A 15006-nucleotide genomic window follows, 5' to 3' on the forward strand; every position below is an offset into this window, starting at 1 on the left:
CCCCGGCGGCAATGGCAGGAGAATTAACGAAAATCCAGATCGCGCGGCACGGCGTCCGGATGGCCGGGCCCGGTGCCGCCGGGGTGCAATACAGCCCGCGCGCGGCACCGGGCAATCCGGCCTTTCCGGTCATGCCGGGCGCGAATCAGCCGCCGGTCGTCTTCTGCGTCTGCTCGCCAAGCCCGGCGATGCCGAGGCGCACGGTCTGGCCGGGCCGCAGGAAGACCGGCTCAGGCTTGATGCCCATGCCGACGCCGGGCGGTGTGCCGGTGGCGATGATGTCACCGGGTTCGAGCCGGATGAAGCGGCTGACATAGGAGACCAGCGTCTTCACGCCGAAGATCATCGTCCGCGTGTTGCCGTTCTGCATCCGCTTGCCGTCGACCTCGCACCAGAGATCGAGAGCCTGCGGATCGGGCACCTCGTCGCGGGTGACGAGGAAGGGGCCGGTCGGGCCGAAGCTCGGGCAGCCCTTGCCCTTGTCCCACGTGCCGCCGCGGCGGATCTGGTATTCGCGTTCGCTGACATCGTTGACCACGCAGTAGCCGGCGACGTGATCGAGCGCCGCGTCCTCGGCGATATGGGAGCCGCCGGTGCCGATGATCACGCCGAGTTCGACCTCCCAGTCCGTCTCCTTCGAGCCGGGCGGGATCACGATATCGTCGTTCGGGCCCGAATACGCGCTGCCGGCCTTGAGGAAGATGATCGGCTCCTCCGGCACCTTGAGCCCGGATTCGGCCGCATGGTCGGCATAGTTGAGGCCGATGCAGATGAAATTGACCGGCCGGGGAACCGGCGCGCCGATCCGCGTGCCGGCGGGCACCAGCGGCAGCGTCGCGGCGTCGAGCGCGGCGAGGCGCGCAAGCCCGGCATCGGAGAGAACGGTGGCGTCGATTTCGGCAATGACGCCGGAGAGGTCGCGCAGCGCGCCGGAGGCATCGACAATTCCCGGACGTTCGGCGCCGCTGGCGCCATGCCTGAACAGTTTCATATATTTAAACTCCCATTATAGTCGAGCACCGCTTTTAGGCCCGGCGGCGGCGCGGGCCAAGGGGCGGCGAAACGACGGTGATGTGTTCAGGATAATCGACAGACTGTCACGAAACGGCACATCAACCGCCAGGCTTGCGCGTGTTCCGATTAAAATAATAAGCTGACGATATTTCCTTTCTGCGAGGACCGTTCCATGAACCAGCCCGCTTCGCGCTCGAACGAGCCGCTGATCCATCACTGGATGCCCTTCACCGCCAACAAGCAGTTCCATGATGCGCCGCGCATCATCGCCCGCGCCGAGGGGGTGCATTACTGGAATACGGCGGGCGAGAAGCTGCTGGACTCGGTCTCCGGCCTCTACACCACGCCGGCCGGACACGGGCGGCGCGAGATCCGCGACGCGGTGGCGCGGCAGCTCGAGGAGCTGGATTACGCGCCGGCCTTCCAGTTCGGCGTGCCCGGCTCGTTCCGGCTGGCCACCGAACTGGCGCAGATGCTGCCCGCCGGGCTGAACCGCGTGTTCTTCGCCGGCTCGGGATCGGAAGCGGTCGAATCCGCGCTCAAGGTCGCGATCCAGTATCACCGCGTGCGCGGCCAGGGGCAGCGGCAGCGGATCATCGGCCGGGCGCGCGGCTATCACGGGGTCAATTTCGGCGGTTGGTCGGTCGGCGGCATGGTGAAGAACCGCGAGGCATTCGGCCTTGGCCTGCCGGGTGTCGCGCATATGCGGCACACGCACATCCCCGAGAACCGCTTCCAGATGGGCCAGGGCGAGCATGGCGGCGTCGATCTCGCCGACGATCTGCAGCGCATGATCGATCTCTATGGCGCCGACACCATCGCCGCCTGCATCGTCGAGCCGATCGCGGGATCGACGGGTGTGCTGGTGCCGCCGAAGGGCTATCTGGAGCGGTTGCGCGAGATCTGCACGAAGCACGGCATCCTGCTGATCTTCGACGAGGTGATCTGCGGCTTCGGCCGCACCGGCGCGCCCTTCGCGGCGGATGCGTTCGGCGTGGTGCCGGACATGCTGACCATGGCCAAGGCGATCACCAACGGCAACATCCCGATGGCCGCCGTCGCCGTGCGGGAGGACGTGCAGCAGGCGATTCTCGATGCCGCCGGGCCGGAGGCGGTGGAGTTCTTCCACGGCTACACCTATTCGGCGCATCCGGTGGCCTGCGCCGCCGCGCTGGCGACGCTGAAGATTTTCCGCGAGGATGACCTGTTCGCGCGCGGCGCGGCGCTGGCGCCGAAATTCCTCGAACGCATCGCGGCACTGCGCGACGTCCCGATCGTCATCGACACCCGCGGTTTCGGCCTGCTCGGCGCGGTCGACCTCGCGCCCGAGGGCGGGCCGGGCAAGCGTGGCTTCGCCGTGCTGCGCCGCGCCTTCGAACAGGGGTTGGTGCTGCGGGTTGCCGGCGATACGGTGATCTTCGCCCCGCTCTTCATCACCACCGACGACCAGCTCGACGAGATGTTCGACAAGCTGCGCAAGGTGCTGGCCACCGTCTGAACCGGCGGCCAGACAGGACACAGAGACAGGATCATAGATGTACAAGGACGTTTTGCTGCATATCGGCGGGGCATGGACGAAATCCGCCTCGGGCCGCACGCTCGACGTGATCAACCCGGCGACCGAGGAGGTGATCGGCACCGCCGCCCATGCGGGGCGCGAGGATCTCGACGCCGCGATCGCAGCGGCGGAGGCTGGCTATGCGACCTGGCGGGCGACGCCGGCATTCCAGCGCGCGGCGCTGCTGCGCAAGGCCGCCGAGCTGATCCGGGCGCGGATTCCCGAGATCGCCACGATCATGACGATGGAACAGGGCAAGCCGCTCGCCGAGGCGAAGGGCGAAACCACGGTCGCCGCCGACGTGATCGACTGGTTCGCCGAAGAGGCGAAGCGCACCTATGGCCGGGTGATCCCGGCGCGGGCGGCGGGCGTCTACCAGCTCGTGGTCAAGGAGCCGGTCGGCATCGTCGCCGCCTTCACGCCGTGGAACTTCCCGATCAACCAGGCGGTGCGCAAGGTCTCGGCCGCGCTGGCCGCCGGCTGCGCGGTGATCCTGAAGGGGCCGGAGGAAACGCCGGGCGCCTGCGCCGAGCTGGTGCGCGCCTTCGCCGATGCCGGGCTGCCGCCGGGCGTGCTCAACCTCGTCTACGGCGTGCCGGCCGAGATTTCCGAATATCTGATCCCGCACCGCGCGGTGCGGAAGATCTCCTTCACCGGCTCGACCGCGGTGGGCAAGCATCTCGCCGCCCTCGCCGGGGCGCACATGAAGCGGGCGACGATGGAACTCGGCGGCCACGCGCCGGCGATCGTCTTCGAGGACGCCGATCTCGACGCGGCGGCGAAGATCCTCGCCGCCAACAAGTTCCGCAATGCCGGCCAGGTCTGCGTCGCGCCGACGCGCTTCCTCGTGCAGGAGAGCGTCTATGACGGGTTCATGGAGCGCTTCCTCGGCGCGGTCCGGAAAATCAAGGTCGGCAACGGGCTCGAGGAGGGCACGACGATGGGGCCGCTCGCCAACGAGCGCCGCATCCCGGCGATCGAGGGCTTCATCGCCGACGCGACGAAGCACGGCGCGAAGGTGGCCGAAGGCGGCGAGCGGATCGGCAACAAGGGATATTTCTTCCAGCCCACCGTGCTGACCGACATTCCGACCACGGCGCGGGTGATGAACGAGGAACCGTTCGGCCCGCTCGCGCTGGTCAACCGTTTCTCGACCTTCGAGGACGCGGTGACCGAGGCCAACCGGCTGGAATACGGCCTCGCCGCCTACGCCTATTCGCGGTCGGCCAGAACGGTCACGGCGCTGGGCGACCGCATCGAATCGGGGATGATCTCGATCAACCATCACGGCATCGCCCTGCCCGAGACGCCGTTCGGCGGCATGAAGGACAGCGGCTATGGCTGGGAAGGCGGCGCCGAGGCGATCGAGGCCTATCTCGCCACCAAGTTCGTGACCCAGGCGTCGTAAGACGCCGAAGCGACCGGGGCGCTCAGCCGAGTTTCGGCGTGAGCGCCTCGGCCTCCATCGCATTGGCGAGTTCGATCAGGCTGGAGCGGCCAAACAGCCGCAGCAGCGAGAATTTCCGCTTCGGGCCAAGAAAGACCGGCTTCGCGCGCGGGCCGCAGCGCCCGGTGATCAGGCCGCGCACATCGCCGAATCCGTCGATCAGACCGCGTGCCTTCGCCGCGCTACCCAGCATGTAGGAGCCGTCGAACACCGTGTCGTCGCCTTTCAGGGCGGCGCCGCGGCGCTCCCGCACCCACGCCTTGAAGGCGTCGTGAATGTCGTCGAGCAGCGCCTGGTTGAATGCGGCGTCCCCCGGCCGTTCGGGCGAGAACGGATCGTTGCGCAGCTTGTTGGCGCCGGCGGTGACGACGCGGCGCTCGATCCCGAAGCGGCGGATCAGGTCATGCAGGCCGAAACCGCCGCCGACCACCCCGATCGAGCCGACGATCGACATCGGATTGGCGAAGATCTCGTCGCCGGCGCAGGCGATCCAGTAGCCGCCCGAGGCGCCGACATCGCCGATCACGGCGAGAACGCGCACGCCCGTCTCCTCGGCCTTGCGGCGGATATGCCGGCCGATCAGGTCGGATTGCACCGGCGAGCCGCCGGGGCTCTCGATCGCGAGGATCAGCAGCTTCGTCCCGCCCTTCGCGAGGTCGAAACCGCGGTCGATGGCCGGAGCAAAGCGTTCGAGATTGACCGCCCCCTCGCGCGGCGAGATCAGCCCGGCAAGCCGGATCACCGGCACGCACGGGCGCGACCACGGCAGGCGGAACGTCATGGCAGCAGCGCCAGGGCGCGCAGGTCGCGCCGCAGCGCCGGCGGCAAGTCCTCGATGCCGGAAGTGCGGCCGCCTTCCGGCAGGTCGGCGGGCGCGTCGTCCGGCGCGAGGTAGCGCCAGCCCTGGAAGGGCTTCATCGGCCGCGCCTCGACCCGGACGAGCGTGGGGTCGAGCACGAGGCCGGTGCAGCGCGTGCCGTCATCCCAGACATCCTCGGTGACGTCGAGCACACGCTGGCGAACCAGCACGGCGCCGGTGATGACCCAGTAGATCGACCCTCCATCGGTCAGCTCCGCCGCGCGCTTGGGAAAGCTGCGGGTCTGGTGGCGCAGCGGCGGATCGGCCACGGCGCGGCGGCGCTGGATCTCGGCCAGGTGGCCGGGATCCTTCACGCCGACCGCGAGCTTGACCAGGTGGATCAAGCGGCCTGCCGCGCCGAGATCGCCTGCCAGACGCGCTCGGGCGTCGCCGGCATGTCGATCTCGCGGATACCGTCGACGGCAAGCGCGTCGATCACCGCGTTGATCAGCGCCGGCGGCGAGCCGACGGCGCCGGCCTCGCCCGCGCCCTTCACGCCGAGCGGGTTCGAGGCGCAGGGCACCGAGACGAACTCCACCTCGATATCCGGCAGGTCGTCGGCGCGGGGCAGCGCATAATCCATCAGGCTGCCGGCGACGAGCTGGCCCGACTCCGGGTCGTAGGCGGTGTTCTCCAGCAGCGCCTGCCCGAGCCCCTGGGCGACGCCACCATGCACCTGGCCGCGCACGATCATCGGATTCACGATGGTGCCGACATCGTCGCACACCAGATAGCGCAGCACCGAGGTGACGCCGGTTTCCGGATCGATCTCGACCTCGGCGATGTGGCAGCCGTTCGGGAAGGTGTGCTTCTCGATCTTGGCGATCTCGGCGGTATCGAGCGCGTTGCCCTGATCGCCGTGCAGGTCCGCCGCCAGGGTGATGACGTCGATCGCCCGGTCGGTGCCGACGATGCGGAACGCGCCGTCCTGGAACACGATGTCGGCCTCCGCGGCCTCCAGATGATCGGCCGCGGCCTTGCGGCCCTTTTCGAGAATGGTCGCGGTGGTCAGCGCGATGGCCTGGCCCTCGGAATAAAGGCTGCGCGCGCCGCCGGTGCCGCCACCCTGCGGAATCGTGTCGGTATCGCCCTGGCGGACACGGATCTTGTCAGGATCGATGCCGAGCCGGTCGTTCACCAGCTGCACATAGGCGGTTTCATGGCCCTGGCCGGTGGACTGGGTGCCGACATAGACATCGACATGCCCATCCCTGGTGAAACGGATCTCGGCGCGCTCCTCCGGCGCGCCGCCGGTCGCCTCGAGGTAATAGGCCATGCCGATGCCGCGCCGCTTGCCGGCGGCAGCCGACTTCGCGCGGCGGGCGGGGAAGCCCTTCCAGTCGATCATGTCGAGCGCATGGTCGAGCACCTTGTGGAAATCGCCCGAATCGTAGGTCTGCGCCATCGCGGTGGTGAAGGGCATGGCGCTCGCCGGCACCATGTTGATGCGGCGCAGCTCGGCGCGGTCGATCCCGAGTTCGCGGGCGGCGGCGTCGATCAGCCGCTCGACGAGATAGTTGCTCTCCGGGCGGCCGGCGCCGCGATAGGCGTCGACCGGCACGGTGTTGGTGAACACGCCGAACACCCGCGCATGGATCGCCTTCATGCCATAGACGCTGGCCAGCACCTTGGTGCCGGCGAGGGTCGGGATGAAGGGGCCGAAATTCGAGAGATAGGCGCCCATGTTCGCCGTGTCCGTCACCCGCATGGCGGTGATCCGGTGATCGGCGTCGAGCGCCAGCTCGCCGATGGTGATGTGGTCGCGCCCATGCGTGTCGGAGAGGAACGCCTCGCTGCGCTCGGAGGTCCATTTCACCGGCCGGCCCAGCTTGCGGGCGGCGTGGCAGACCATGACATGCTCGGGATAGACGAACAGCTTCATGCCGAAGCCGCCGCCGACATCCGGGGTGATGACCCGGAACTTCGCCGGCTCCACCTTGAACACGGCGCCGGCGAGGCAGTCCTTCAGCAGCCAGCCGCCCTGGGTGTTGGTGGTCAGCGTCCAGCGGCCGGACGCCGCGTCGAACTCGGCGCGGGCGGCGCGGGGCTCCAGCGAGTTGACGACGATGCGGTTGTTGACGATGCGCAGCTTCGTCACATGCGCGGCGGCGGCGAACAGCTCGTCCACCTTCGCGGCGTCGCCCACCGCCCAGTCGAAGACGCGGTTGGCCGGCGCGTCGTCATGCACGCGCGGCGCGCTGTCGGACATCGCGCTGGCCAGATCGGTGATCGAGGGCTTCGTGTCGTAGCGGACGTCGACCAGCTCGGCGGCATCGCGCGCGGCCTGCGCGGTTTCAGCGACGATATAGGCCACCGGCTCGCCGACATGGCGCACCGCGCCCTGGGCGAGGGCCGGGCGATCGGCCTGGGCGCGCGGCGTGCCGTCCTGGTTCTTGATCGGCACCATGCAGGGAATCGGCGCGATGCCCTCGGCGGCGAGATCCGCGCCGGTGACGATGGCGACGACGCCCGGCACCGCGCGGGCGGCCTCGGCGTCGATCCCGGTGATCGTCGCGGCGGCGTGCGGCGAACGCAGGACGTGCAGGTGCAGCGCGCCCTCGCCCGGAACGTCGTCGGTATATTGTCCAGCGCCGCGCAGCAGCCGCGAATCCTCGACGCGCTTGACCGGCTGGGCAAGACCGAATTTCACCATGATCGATTCCTCATCTTCCAGTTGCTGACGGCGGCCGCAGCGCGCCTTCCCTGCGCTCAGGATATGGGTCGGTCGGGAAAATACAATAGACCGGCAAGGCAACAGCGGTTTGCCCTCGGCACGAAACAGGCCATATGCAGGCGATAGAATGTGTTTGGGACCGGCCACGGGCCGAAAGGAGCAGACATGCAGATCAACGCCGATCTTCGCCAGCCGGCGCTCGTCGATTCGGCGGCGCTCGACTGGATCGCCTCGCCGATGGCCGGCGTGGAGCGACGGATGCTGGAGCGCGACGGCGGCGAGGTGGCGCGGGCGACCTCGCTGGTGCGCTACGCGCCGGGTTCGGCCTTCAGCCCGCACCGGCATGACGAGGGCGAGGAATTCCTGGTGCTGGACGGCGTGTTCTCGGACGAGACCGGAGATTTTCCGCGCGGGCATTACGTGCGCAATCCGCCCGGGTCGCGGCACACGCCCTCCAGCGCGCCGGGGGCGACGATCCTGGTGAAGCTGCGGCAGATGCCGCCGGAAGAGGCCGCGCCGGTGCGCATCGACACCACCGATCCCGGGCTGTGGCGCGAGCGGGCGCCGGGGTGGTCGGAAGCGCTGCTGTTTTCGGCGCCCTGGGAGCAGGTGGACATGATTCGCCTCGCCGCCGGGATCGAGAGCGCGGAGCAGGCCTATCCGCGCGGCGTCGAGATCTTCGTGGTCGAGGGGTCGATCGCGCGGGACGGCGCGACGCTCGGCGCCGGCACATGGCTGCGGCTGCCCGCCGGCAGCCGGCTCGCGCTGGCCAGCGCCGACGGAGCGCTGCTCTACCGCAAGAGCGGCCATCTGCCGGCGGCCGCCTGACGCCATGCACGACCTGATCGTGGTCGGGGCGGGCCTTGCCGGGCTCGCCCTCGCGGCACGCGCGCAGGAAGCGGGCCAGGATGTCGCGGTGATCGAGGCGCGTTCGCGAATCGGCGGGCGAAGCCTCGTGCATCGCACCGCTTCAGGCTGCTACGATCTCGGCCCGGCCTGGATCTGGCCGGCCATGCAGCCGCGCGTGGCGCGGGCCGCCGCTGCACTCGGCCTCCGGCTCTACCGCCAGGCGGATGAAGGCGGCTTCGTGTTCCAGGACAGCGACGGGACGGCCCAGCGCCTGCCCCACGGCTTCGCGCAGGAGCCGCCGAGCATGCGGGTCGAGGGCGGGATCGCCGCCCTCGCCGAAGGATTCGCCGCCCGCCTCGCCCCCGGCACGATCCGGCTCGGCACCCGGGTCGAGCGGCTGGTCCTGGAGTCGGATGCGGTCGGCGTCGAGACCGGGGCGGCAGCGCTGCGGGCGCGGCGCGTGGCGCTGGCGCTGCCGCCGCGACTGGCGGCGACGATCGGCTTTGCGCCCGCCCTGCCCGCCGCTTCGCTGCGGCAGTTCGAGGCGGTGCCGACCTGGATGGCCGGGCACGCCAAGGCGCTGGCGATCTACGACGCGCCGGTCTGGCGCGCTTCCGGCCTATCCGGCGGGGCCTTCAGCCGGTGCGGGCCGCTGGGCGAGATTCACGATGCCAGCCTGCCCGGTGCCGCGGGCGAGGCGGCGCTGTTCGGCTTCTTCGCCTGGCCGGCCGCGATGCGGGCGGCGCGCCGGGCAAGGCTGGAGGATGCGGTGCGCGCCCAGCTCGCATCGCTGTTCGGCCCGGCGGCCGGATCACCGCGCGCGCTGCTGATCCAGGACTGGTCGACCGACGAGCTGACCGCGACTCCGGCCGACGCCCCGCCGCTGGCCGGGCATCCGGCCTATGCGCCGCTCGCCCTGCCCGCGCCGTGGCGCGACCGCGTCCTGCTTTCGGGATCGGAGAGCGCGCCCGAATTCGGCGGCTATCTCGAGGGCGCGCTGGCCGCCGCCGAGGCAGCCGCCGCCATGAATGCGCAACATGGCGGCGGCCTTCCCGCGGCTGGCGTGGCAGCCGGGCGTTAGGCCCGGCCGCTGCGCATCCGCCGGAGGCGGAGGATGGTGTCGATGGTGATCGCGGCCAGCAGGATCAGCCCCTCGACGATGAAGCGCACCGATGAGGCGGCGCCGAGCAGGTTCATGCCGTTGCTGACACTCGCGATCACCAGTGCGCCGAACAGCGCGCCATAGACGCTGCCGCGCCCGCCGAACAGCGAGGTGCCGCCGATCACCGCCGCGGCGACGGCGTTGAGCATGATGTCGCCATTGCCGACCGAGGCGGAGGCGACGCCGAGGCGCGCCGCATCGAGATAGCCGGCGAGGCCGACAAGGAAGCCGGCGATGATGAAGACGGAGAGCTGAATCCCCTTCACCGAGATGCCGGCGCGGCGCGCCGCCTCGGCATTGCCGCCGACCGCGTAGAGATGCCGGCCGAAGCGGGTGGACTTGGTGACGAAGGCCGAGGCGAACAGCGCGATCAGAAAGATCATGAGCAGGAACGGCACGCCGCGATAGGCGTTCAGCATGAACACCGCGCCGAACAGCATGATGGCGACGCCGACCAGCCGCATCGTCGCGGCGAACCCACCCTCGTGGCCGCTCGCCGTGCGCTTGCGGATGCCGTTCAGCGTGACCGCGGCATAGGCGCCGAACAGCAGCAGGCTCAGCACCCACGACCACAGCGGATCGAGATTGAGCGTGCCGATCGCGGTGGTGAAATTGTCCGCCAGCGGCACCGATCCGCCATGCGGCGTCAGGATCGCGAGCGTCAGGCCCTCGGCGATCATGCCGCCGCCGAGGGTGACGACGAAGCTCGGCACGCCGATCCGCGAGACCACCATGCCCTGGAGGAAACCAAGGCCGGTCGCCAGCGCGATTCCAAGCACGATGCCGACGCCGACCGGCAGGTGAAAGAACACCGTGGCCAGCGAGAACACCGACGCGGCGAGAACCGAGTTCCAGCCGATCGACAGGTCGATCATGCCGAGCAGGATGATGTAGATTTCGGCCAGCGCCAGCGTGCCGGTGACGACGATCTGGGCCGCGAGATTGGAGAGGTTGCGCGGGGTCAGGAAGTTGGCGTTCAGCGTCTCGAACACGATCCAGATGACGATGAGTGCCGCGATCACCGGCAGCATGCCGAGATCGGTCGATTGCGCGACCCCGGTCAGCCAGCGCCTGAACGGGGATTTCTGCTCGGATTTCTGCTCCGGATGCTGCACGCTGCTCATGCCATGGCTCCTGCCGCGCCGGTCCCGGGAATGGCGAGCGTGCCGGTGATGGCGCCGACCACCTGCTCCGGCGTCACGTCGCTCTTGCGGGCTTCCATCACCGTGGCGCCGAGGCGCAGCACGGCGATGTTGTCCGCCACCTGGAAGACGTTCTGCATGTTGTGGGTGATGAGAATGACGCCATAGCCCTGCTCGGCGAGGTCGCGCACCAGGCGGAGCACCTCCGCCGTCTGGGCGACGCCGAGGGCGGCGGTGGGTTCGTCCATGATGACGAGCTTCGAATCCCACAGCACGGCGCGGGCGATGGCGACTGCCTGGCGCTGCCCGCCGGAGAGCGAGGCCACCGGCGTATCGAGCGCGGGCAGGTTGATCCGCAGCGTCTTCAGCACCCGCCGCGCTTCGAGTTCCATGTCGACATCGCGCAGCACATGCGGGCCGAGCGCGGTCGGCGTGCTGACGAGTTCGCGGCCGAGATAGAGATTGGCGCAGATGCCAAGATTGTCGCAGAGGGCGAGATCCTGATACACGGTCTGGATGCCCAGCGCCGTCGCCTCGGACGGGTGGCGGATCGAGACCGGCCTTCCCTCGAGCAGGATTTCTCCCTCGTCGATCGGCGCGACGCCGGCGATCGCCTTGATGGTCGTGGATTTGCCCGCACCGTTGTCGCCAAGCAGGGCGGTCACCTCGCCGCGGCGGACGGTGAAGTTCACGTCGCGCAGGGCGACCACGGCGCCGTAGCGCTTTTGCAGGCCGCGCACCTCAAGCAGGGGTGCTGCGGCGGGTTCAGCCGCGATTGCCGCACTCATCTCTCGTCCTCCCAAGCAAACGGCGGACGCGCGGGGCGTCCGCCGCGCCGTCAATGGTCCCGGATCAGGCGCCGTGGGCCTTGCAGATCTTGCCCTGGGCCGCGGGGCCCACACAGATCGCCTTCCAGGTGGTATAGCCCGACTTGATCACCGAGCCGGCGATATTCGCCTTGGTGACCACGAGCGGCTTCAGCAGGACCGACGGGACGTCGATCATCTTGTTGTTGGTCTTGCCGTTCAGCAGGCCGGCCGGCGGCTTCGTGTCGGTCGCCACCGCCACCGCGAGTTCCGCCGCCGCGGCGGCTTCCTCGGGGACGTATTTGAACACGGTCATCGACTGCAGGCCTTCGAGGATGAAGGTCAGGCCGCCATTGGTCGCATCCTGGCCGGTCACCGGCACCTTGCCGGCGAGGCCGACCGCCTGGAGCGCGCGGATCACGCCGGAGGCGGTGCCGTCATTCGCGGCGAGGACGGCGTTGACCTTGTTGTGCAGCCGGGTCAGCGCCTGCTGGCTTTCCTCGAACGCGTTCTGCGGGCTCCAGTCCGGCGTCATCACCGAGTAGGCGAGGTGCAGCTTGCCGGATTTGAAGAGCGGGCCGAGCACGTTCATCGCGCCCTTGCGGAAGTCGAACGCGTTCGGATCGGTCGGCGCGCCGTTGATCATCATCACGCTGCCGCCGGGCTTGGTGTGCTTGGCGATATACTCGCCCTGCAGCTCGCCGACCTTCGTGTTGTCGAACGAGACGTAGTAATCGGGCTTCGAATCCTGGATCAGACGGTCGTAGGAAATGACCTTGACGTGGTTGCGCGCGGCGTAGTTGACGATCGCGGCACCGGCCTTGCCGTCGACCGGATCGACGACGAGAACGTCCGCACCGTTCGAGATCGCGGATTCGGCCTGGTTGAGCTGGGTGTCGGGGCTCGAATTGGCGTTGCTGACGATCAGCTTGGCGTTCGGATCGGCCGCGTGCGCCATCTTGATGAACCAGGGACGGTCGACCTGCTCATAGCGCGGCGAGGAGTTCTCGGGCAGCAGGAAGGCGATCGTCGTCTTCTTGCTGCTGATCTGGTGCACGGAAGGCTGGGTGACCGACTGGGCGTGCGCGGCCGTCAGGCCGAAGGCGCCAACCGCCAGCGCGGACGCGGCAATAATCGTCGGGAACGCGATTTTCATGGTGTTTCCTCTTCCAAGAAATGATGGATCGAATTCCGGTCCTCCGCCGAACCGCGGAGCTCCAATTAATTTGACCCTTGTAGTAAATCGGTTGCTATCGTGAAGCCCGAACCATTGTCAAGCGGGAAATGCAGACTTGTCGCGGACGCTCGGCCGGCGGGGCCCTATTGCTTGGGTTCGTCGATCTCGCGCAGCGCGCCGGAACGCACGCTTTCCATCGCATTGTCGAGGATCCGCAGGATGGCCTCGTCGGGCAGCGAGGCGCTCAGCAGGTTCAGCGCGCCGCCGAGCAGGGCCGAGGCGATGGCGATGGTCGGGATCTCCTTCTCGACCATATGATGAACCAGCTGGTCGATGATCTGGCCGGCCTCGAGGATCTGCGCCTCGGTTGCTTGTTGGTGCATCTGATCATTCCCTTGCGTCATGAAATCGTTATGGCGGCGGCCGGCCCCTCAGGCCGGAGTCGTCGCGGGGCGGAGGGGAAGCTCGCGGGTGCGCGGGCCGGTGGCGAGGTCCTGTTCGGCCGAGGCCGCCTCGATCTGCTCGGACTGCGCGGCCCACATCGCGGCGTAGATGCCGCCGGCGGCGAGCAGCGAGGCATGGGTGCCGCGCTCGACGATGTTGCCGTCGCGCAGGACGAGGATCTCGTCGGCGTCGATCACCGTGGACAGGCGATGGGCGATCACCAGCGTGGTGCGGTCGCGCGCGACCTGCCGCAGCGCCGCGCCGATATCCTGCTCCGTCGCCGTGTCGAGGGCGCTGGTCGCCTCGTCGAGAATCAGCAGGCGGGGATCCTTGAGGATGGTGCGGGCGATGGCGACGCGCTGCTTCTCGCCGCCCGAGAGCTTGAGGCCGCGCTCGCCCACCGTGGTCGCATAGCCCTGCGGCAGCGACATGATGAAATCGTGGATCTGGGCGAGGCGGGCCGCGCGCTCGACCTCGGCATCCGACGCGCCGGGGCGGCCATAGGCGATGTTGTAGCGGATGCTGTCGTTGAACAGCACGGTGTCCTGCGGCACGACGCCGATCGCGGCGCGCAGGCTCGCCTGTGTCAGGTCGCGCACGTCGATGCCATCGACCAGCACGGCGCCCTCGCTCACGTCGTAGAAGCGGAAGAGCAGCCGCGAAATGGTCGACTTGCCCGACCCCGTCGGCCCGACCAGGGCGATCTTGCGGCCGGGTTCGGCGCGGAAGGAGATGCCGTGCAGGATCTCCCGATCGGGGCTGTAGCCGAAGCGGACATCCACGAACTCGACCGGCACGGGAGCACCCCGCGCCGGCAGGGTTTTCGCATCCGCCCGGTCGGAGATCTCCTGCGGGGTGCGGAGGAGTGAAAACATCTGCTCCATGTCGACCAGGCCCTGCTTCAGCTCGCGATAGACGAAGCCGACGAAGTTGAGCGGCTGGTAGAGCTGGATCAGGTAGGTGTTCACCAGCACGAACTGGCCGACATTCAGCCGCCCGGCGACGACGCCGTTCGCCGCCATCAGCATCAGCACGGCAAGGCCGACGGCGATAATCGCGGCCTGGCCGAGATTGAGCGCGTTGAGCGTGACCTGCGAGCGGACCGCCGCCGTCTCGTAGGCGGCGAGGCTCGCGTCGAAGCGCACGCTTTCATGCGCCTCGTTGCCGAAATACTTCACCGTCTCGAAATTCAGCAGGCTGTCGATCGCCTTGGTCTGGGCGGCGTTGTCGGTCTCGTTCATCTGGCGGCGGAACTTGATGCGCCAGGAGGTGAAGCCGAAGGTGAAGCCGAGATAGCCGCCGACCGCGACCAGCGTGATCGCGGCATAGATCCAGTTGAACATGTGCCAGAGGATGCCGACCGTCAGCAGCAGTTCGATCAGCGTCGGCACCACGTTGAACACGGCAAGGCGCAGCACCGTCTGGATGCCGGTGGTGCCGCGCAGGATGATGCGCGAGAGCCCGCCGGTCTGCCGGTCGAGATGAAAGCGCATCGAGAGGTTGTGCAGATGCTCGAAGGTCTCGCGGCTGATCACCCGCGCCGCGCGCTGCTGCACGGCGGCGAAGAGCGCGTCGCGCAGTTCGCCGAAGCCGGACGAGGCGATGCGCACCAGCGCGTAGGCGACGATCAGCGCCGCCGGCACGGCGAGCGGGCCGGCCTTGGCCGACAGCACGTCCACCGCCCGCGCATAGAGGATCGGGATGATGACGGTCGCGACCTTGGCGAGGACCAGGCACAGGGAGGCGAGCACGACGCGGACGCGCAATCCGGGCTCGCGCTTGGGCCAGAGATAGGGCAGCAGGGAGCGCACGGTGGCGAGACTGCTTTCGCTCTTGGCAATGTCGACGGTTCGGGCCATGTCCGGCAGATGGCA

13 protein-coding genes are annotated in these 15006 nt (G+C 68.7%); 4 read left to right on the plus strand and 9 right to left on the minus strand.

The annotated features are described in order from the left end of the window. Nucleotides 1-145: 145 nt before the first annotated feature. Complete coding sequence (locus ACMV_RS10985; RefSeq protein WP_007424336.1) at nt 146-991, minus strand: fumarylacetoacetate hydrolase family protein; 846 nt, start codon at nt 989-991, stop codon at nt 146-148. 195 nt (nt 992-1186) lie between these two features. Between ACMV_RS10985 and ACMV_RS10990 the strand changes: the two genes are divergently transcribed. Then, complete coding sequence (locus tag ACMV_RS10990; RefSeq protein ID WP_012039728.1) at nt 1187-2512, plus strand: aspartate aminotransferase family protein; 1326 nt, start codon at nt 1187-1189, stop codon at nt 2510-2512. 37 nt (nt 2513-2549) lie between these two features. Beyond that, complete coding sequence (locus ACMV_RS10995; RefSeq protein WP_007424338.1) at nt 2550-3980, plus strand: NAD-dependent succinate-semialdehyde dehydrogenase; 1431 nt, start codon at nt 2550-2552, stop codon at nt 3978-3980. A gap of 22 nt (nt 3981-4002) precedes the next feature. Here ACMV_RS10995 and ACMV_RS11000 read toward each other — a convergent pair whose 3' ends face one another. From ACMV_RS11000 to ACMV_RS11010, 3 genes are read right to left on the minus strand one after another with little or no spacing between them, the layout of a single operon-like run. Continuing rightward, nucleotides 4003-4800: a S49 family peptidase gene (locus ACMV_RS11000; RefSeq protein ID WP_013640468.1), complete on the minus strand. Its 798-nt coding sequence runs from the start codon at nt 4798-4800 to the stop codon at nt 4003-4005. Next, nucleotides 4797-5222, minus strand: coding sequence for a DUF1489 family protein (locus tag ACMV_RS11005; RefSeq protein ID WP_007424340.1), 426 nt, complete (start codon nt 5220-5222; stop codon nt 4797-4799). Before ACMV_RS11005 ends, ACMV_RS11000 begins: the two co-directional genes overlap by 4 nt. Then, nucleotides 5219-7531 carry a xanthine dehydrogenase family protein molybdopterin-binding subunit gene (locus ACMV_RS11010; RefSeq protein ID WP_007424342.1) on the minus strand — a complete coding sequence of 771 codons (2313 nt, stop codon included), beginning with the start codon at nt 7529-7531 and terminating at the stop codon, nt 5219-5221. The genes ACMV_RS11005 and ACMV_RS11010 overlap by 4 nt, the downstream gene beginning before the upstream one ends. A 186-nt stretch (nt 7532-7717) precedes the next feature. Between ACMV_RS11010 and ACMV_RS11015 the strand changes: the two genes are divergently transcribed. Together ACMV_RS11015 and ACMV_RS11020 are read left to right on the plus strand one after the other, a co-directional pair. Further along, nucleotides 7718-8380: a cupin domain-containing protein gene (locus ACMV_RS11015; RefSeq protein ID WP_007424341.1), complete on the plus strand. Its 663-nt coding sequence runs from the start codon at nt 7718-7720 to the stop codon at nt 8378-8380. 4 nt (nt 8381-8384) lie between these two features. Next, on the plus strand, nt 8385-9482 hold the full coding sequence (locus ACMV_RS11020; RefSeq protein ID WP_013640469.1) for an FAD-dependent oxidoreductase: 1098 nt from the start codon (nt 8385-8387) through the stop codon (nt 9480-9482). Here the strand turns inward: ACMV_RS11020 and ACMV_RS11025 are convergent. The 5 genes from ACMV_RS11025 to ACMV_RS11045 all read right to left on the minus strand — a co-directional run bounded on the left by ACMV_RS11025 (nt 9479) and on the right by ACMV_RS11045 (nt 14991). Next, nucleotides 9479-10687 carry a sugar ABC transporter permease gene (locus tag ACMV_RS11025; protein WP_013640470.1) on the minus strand — a complete coding sequence of 403 codons (1209 nt, stop codon included), beginning with the start codon at nt 10685-10687 and terminating at the stop codon, nt 9479-9481. The two genes, ACMV_RS11020 and ACMV_RS11025, sit on opposite strands and share 4 nt — an antisense overlap. Continuing rightward, nucleotides 10684-11493, minus strand: a complete 810-nt coding sequence (locus ACMV_RS11030; RefSeq protein ID WP_007421963.1) for an ATP-binding cassette domain-containing protein — start codon at nt 11491-11493, stop codon at nt 10684-10686. The genes ACMV_RS11025 and ACMV_RS11030 overlap by 4 nt, the downstream gene beginning before the upstream one ends. 64 nt (nt 11494-11557) lie before the next feature. Beyond that, complete coding sequence (locus ACMV_RS11035; RefSeq protein WP_007421964.1) at nt 11558-12667, minus strand: sugar ABC transporter substrate-binding protein; 1110 nt, start codon at nt 12665-12667, stop codon at nt 11558-11560. A 164-nt stretch (nt 12668-12831) separates the two neighbouring features. Continuing rightward, on the minus strand, nt 12832-13071 hold the full coding sequence (locus ACMV_RS11040) for a hypothetical protein (RefSeq protein WP_007421965.1): 240 nt from the start codon (nt 13069-13071) through the stop codon (nt 12832-12834). A gap of 48 nt (nt 13072-13119) precedes the next feature. Beyond that, complete coding sequence (locus ACMV_RS11045) at nt 13120-14991, minus strand: ABCB family ABC transporter ATP-binding protein/permease (RefSeq protein WP_007421966.1); 1872 nt, start codon at nt 14989-14991, stop codon at nt 13120-13122. Nucleotides 14992-15006 lie beyond the last annotated feature (15 nt).

This window comes from Acidiphilium multivorum AIU301, from assembly GCF_000202835.1.
GTDB lineage: Bacteria > Pseudomonadota > Alphaproteobacteria > Acetobacterales > Acetobacteraceae > Acidiphilium > Acidiphilium multivorum.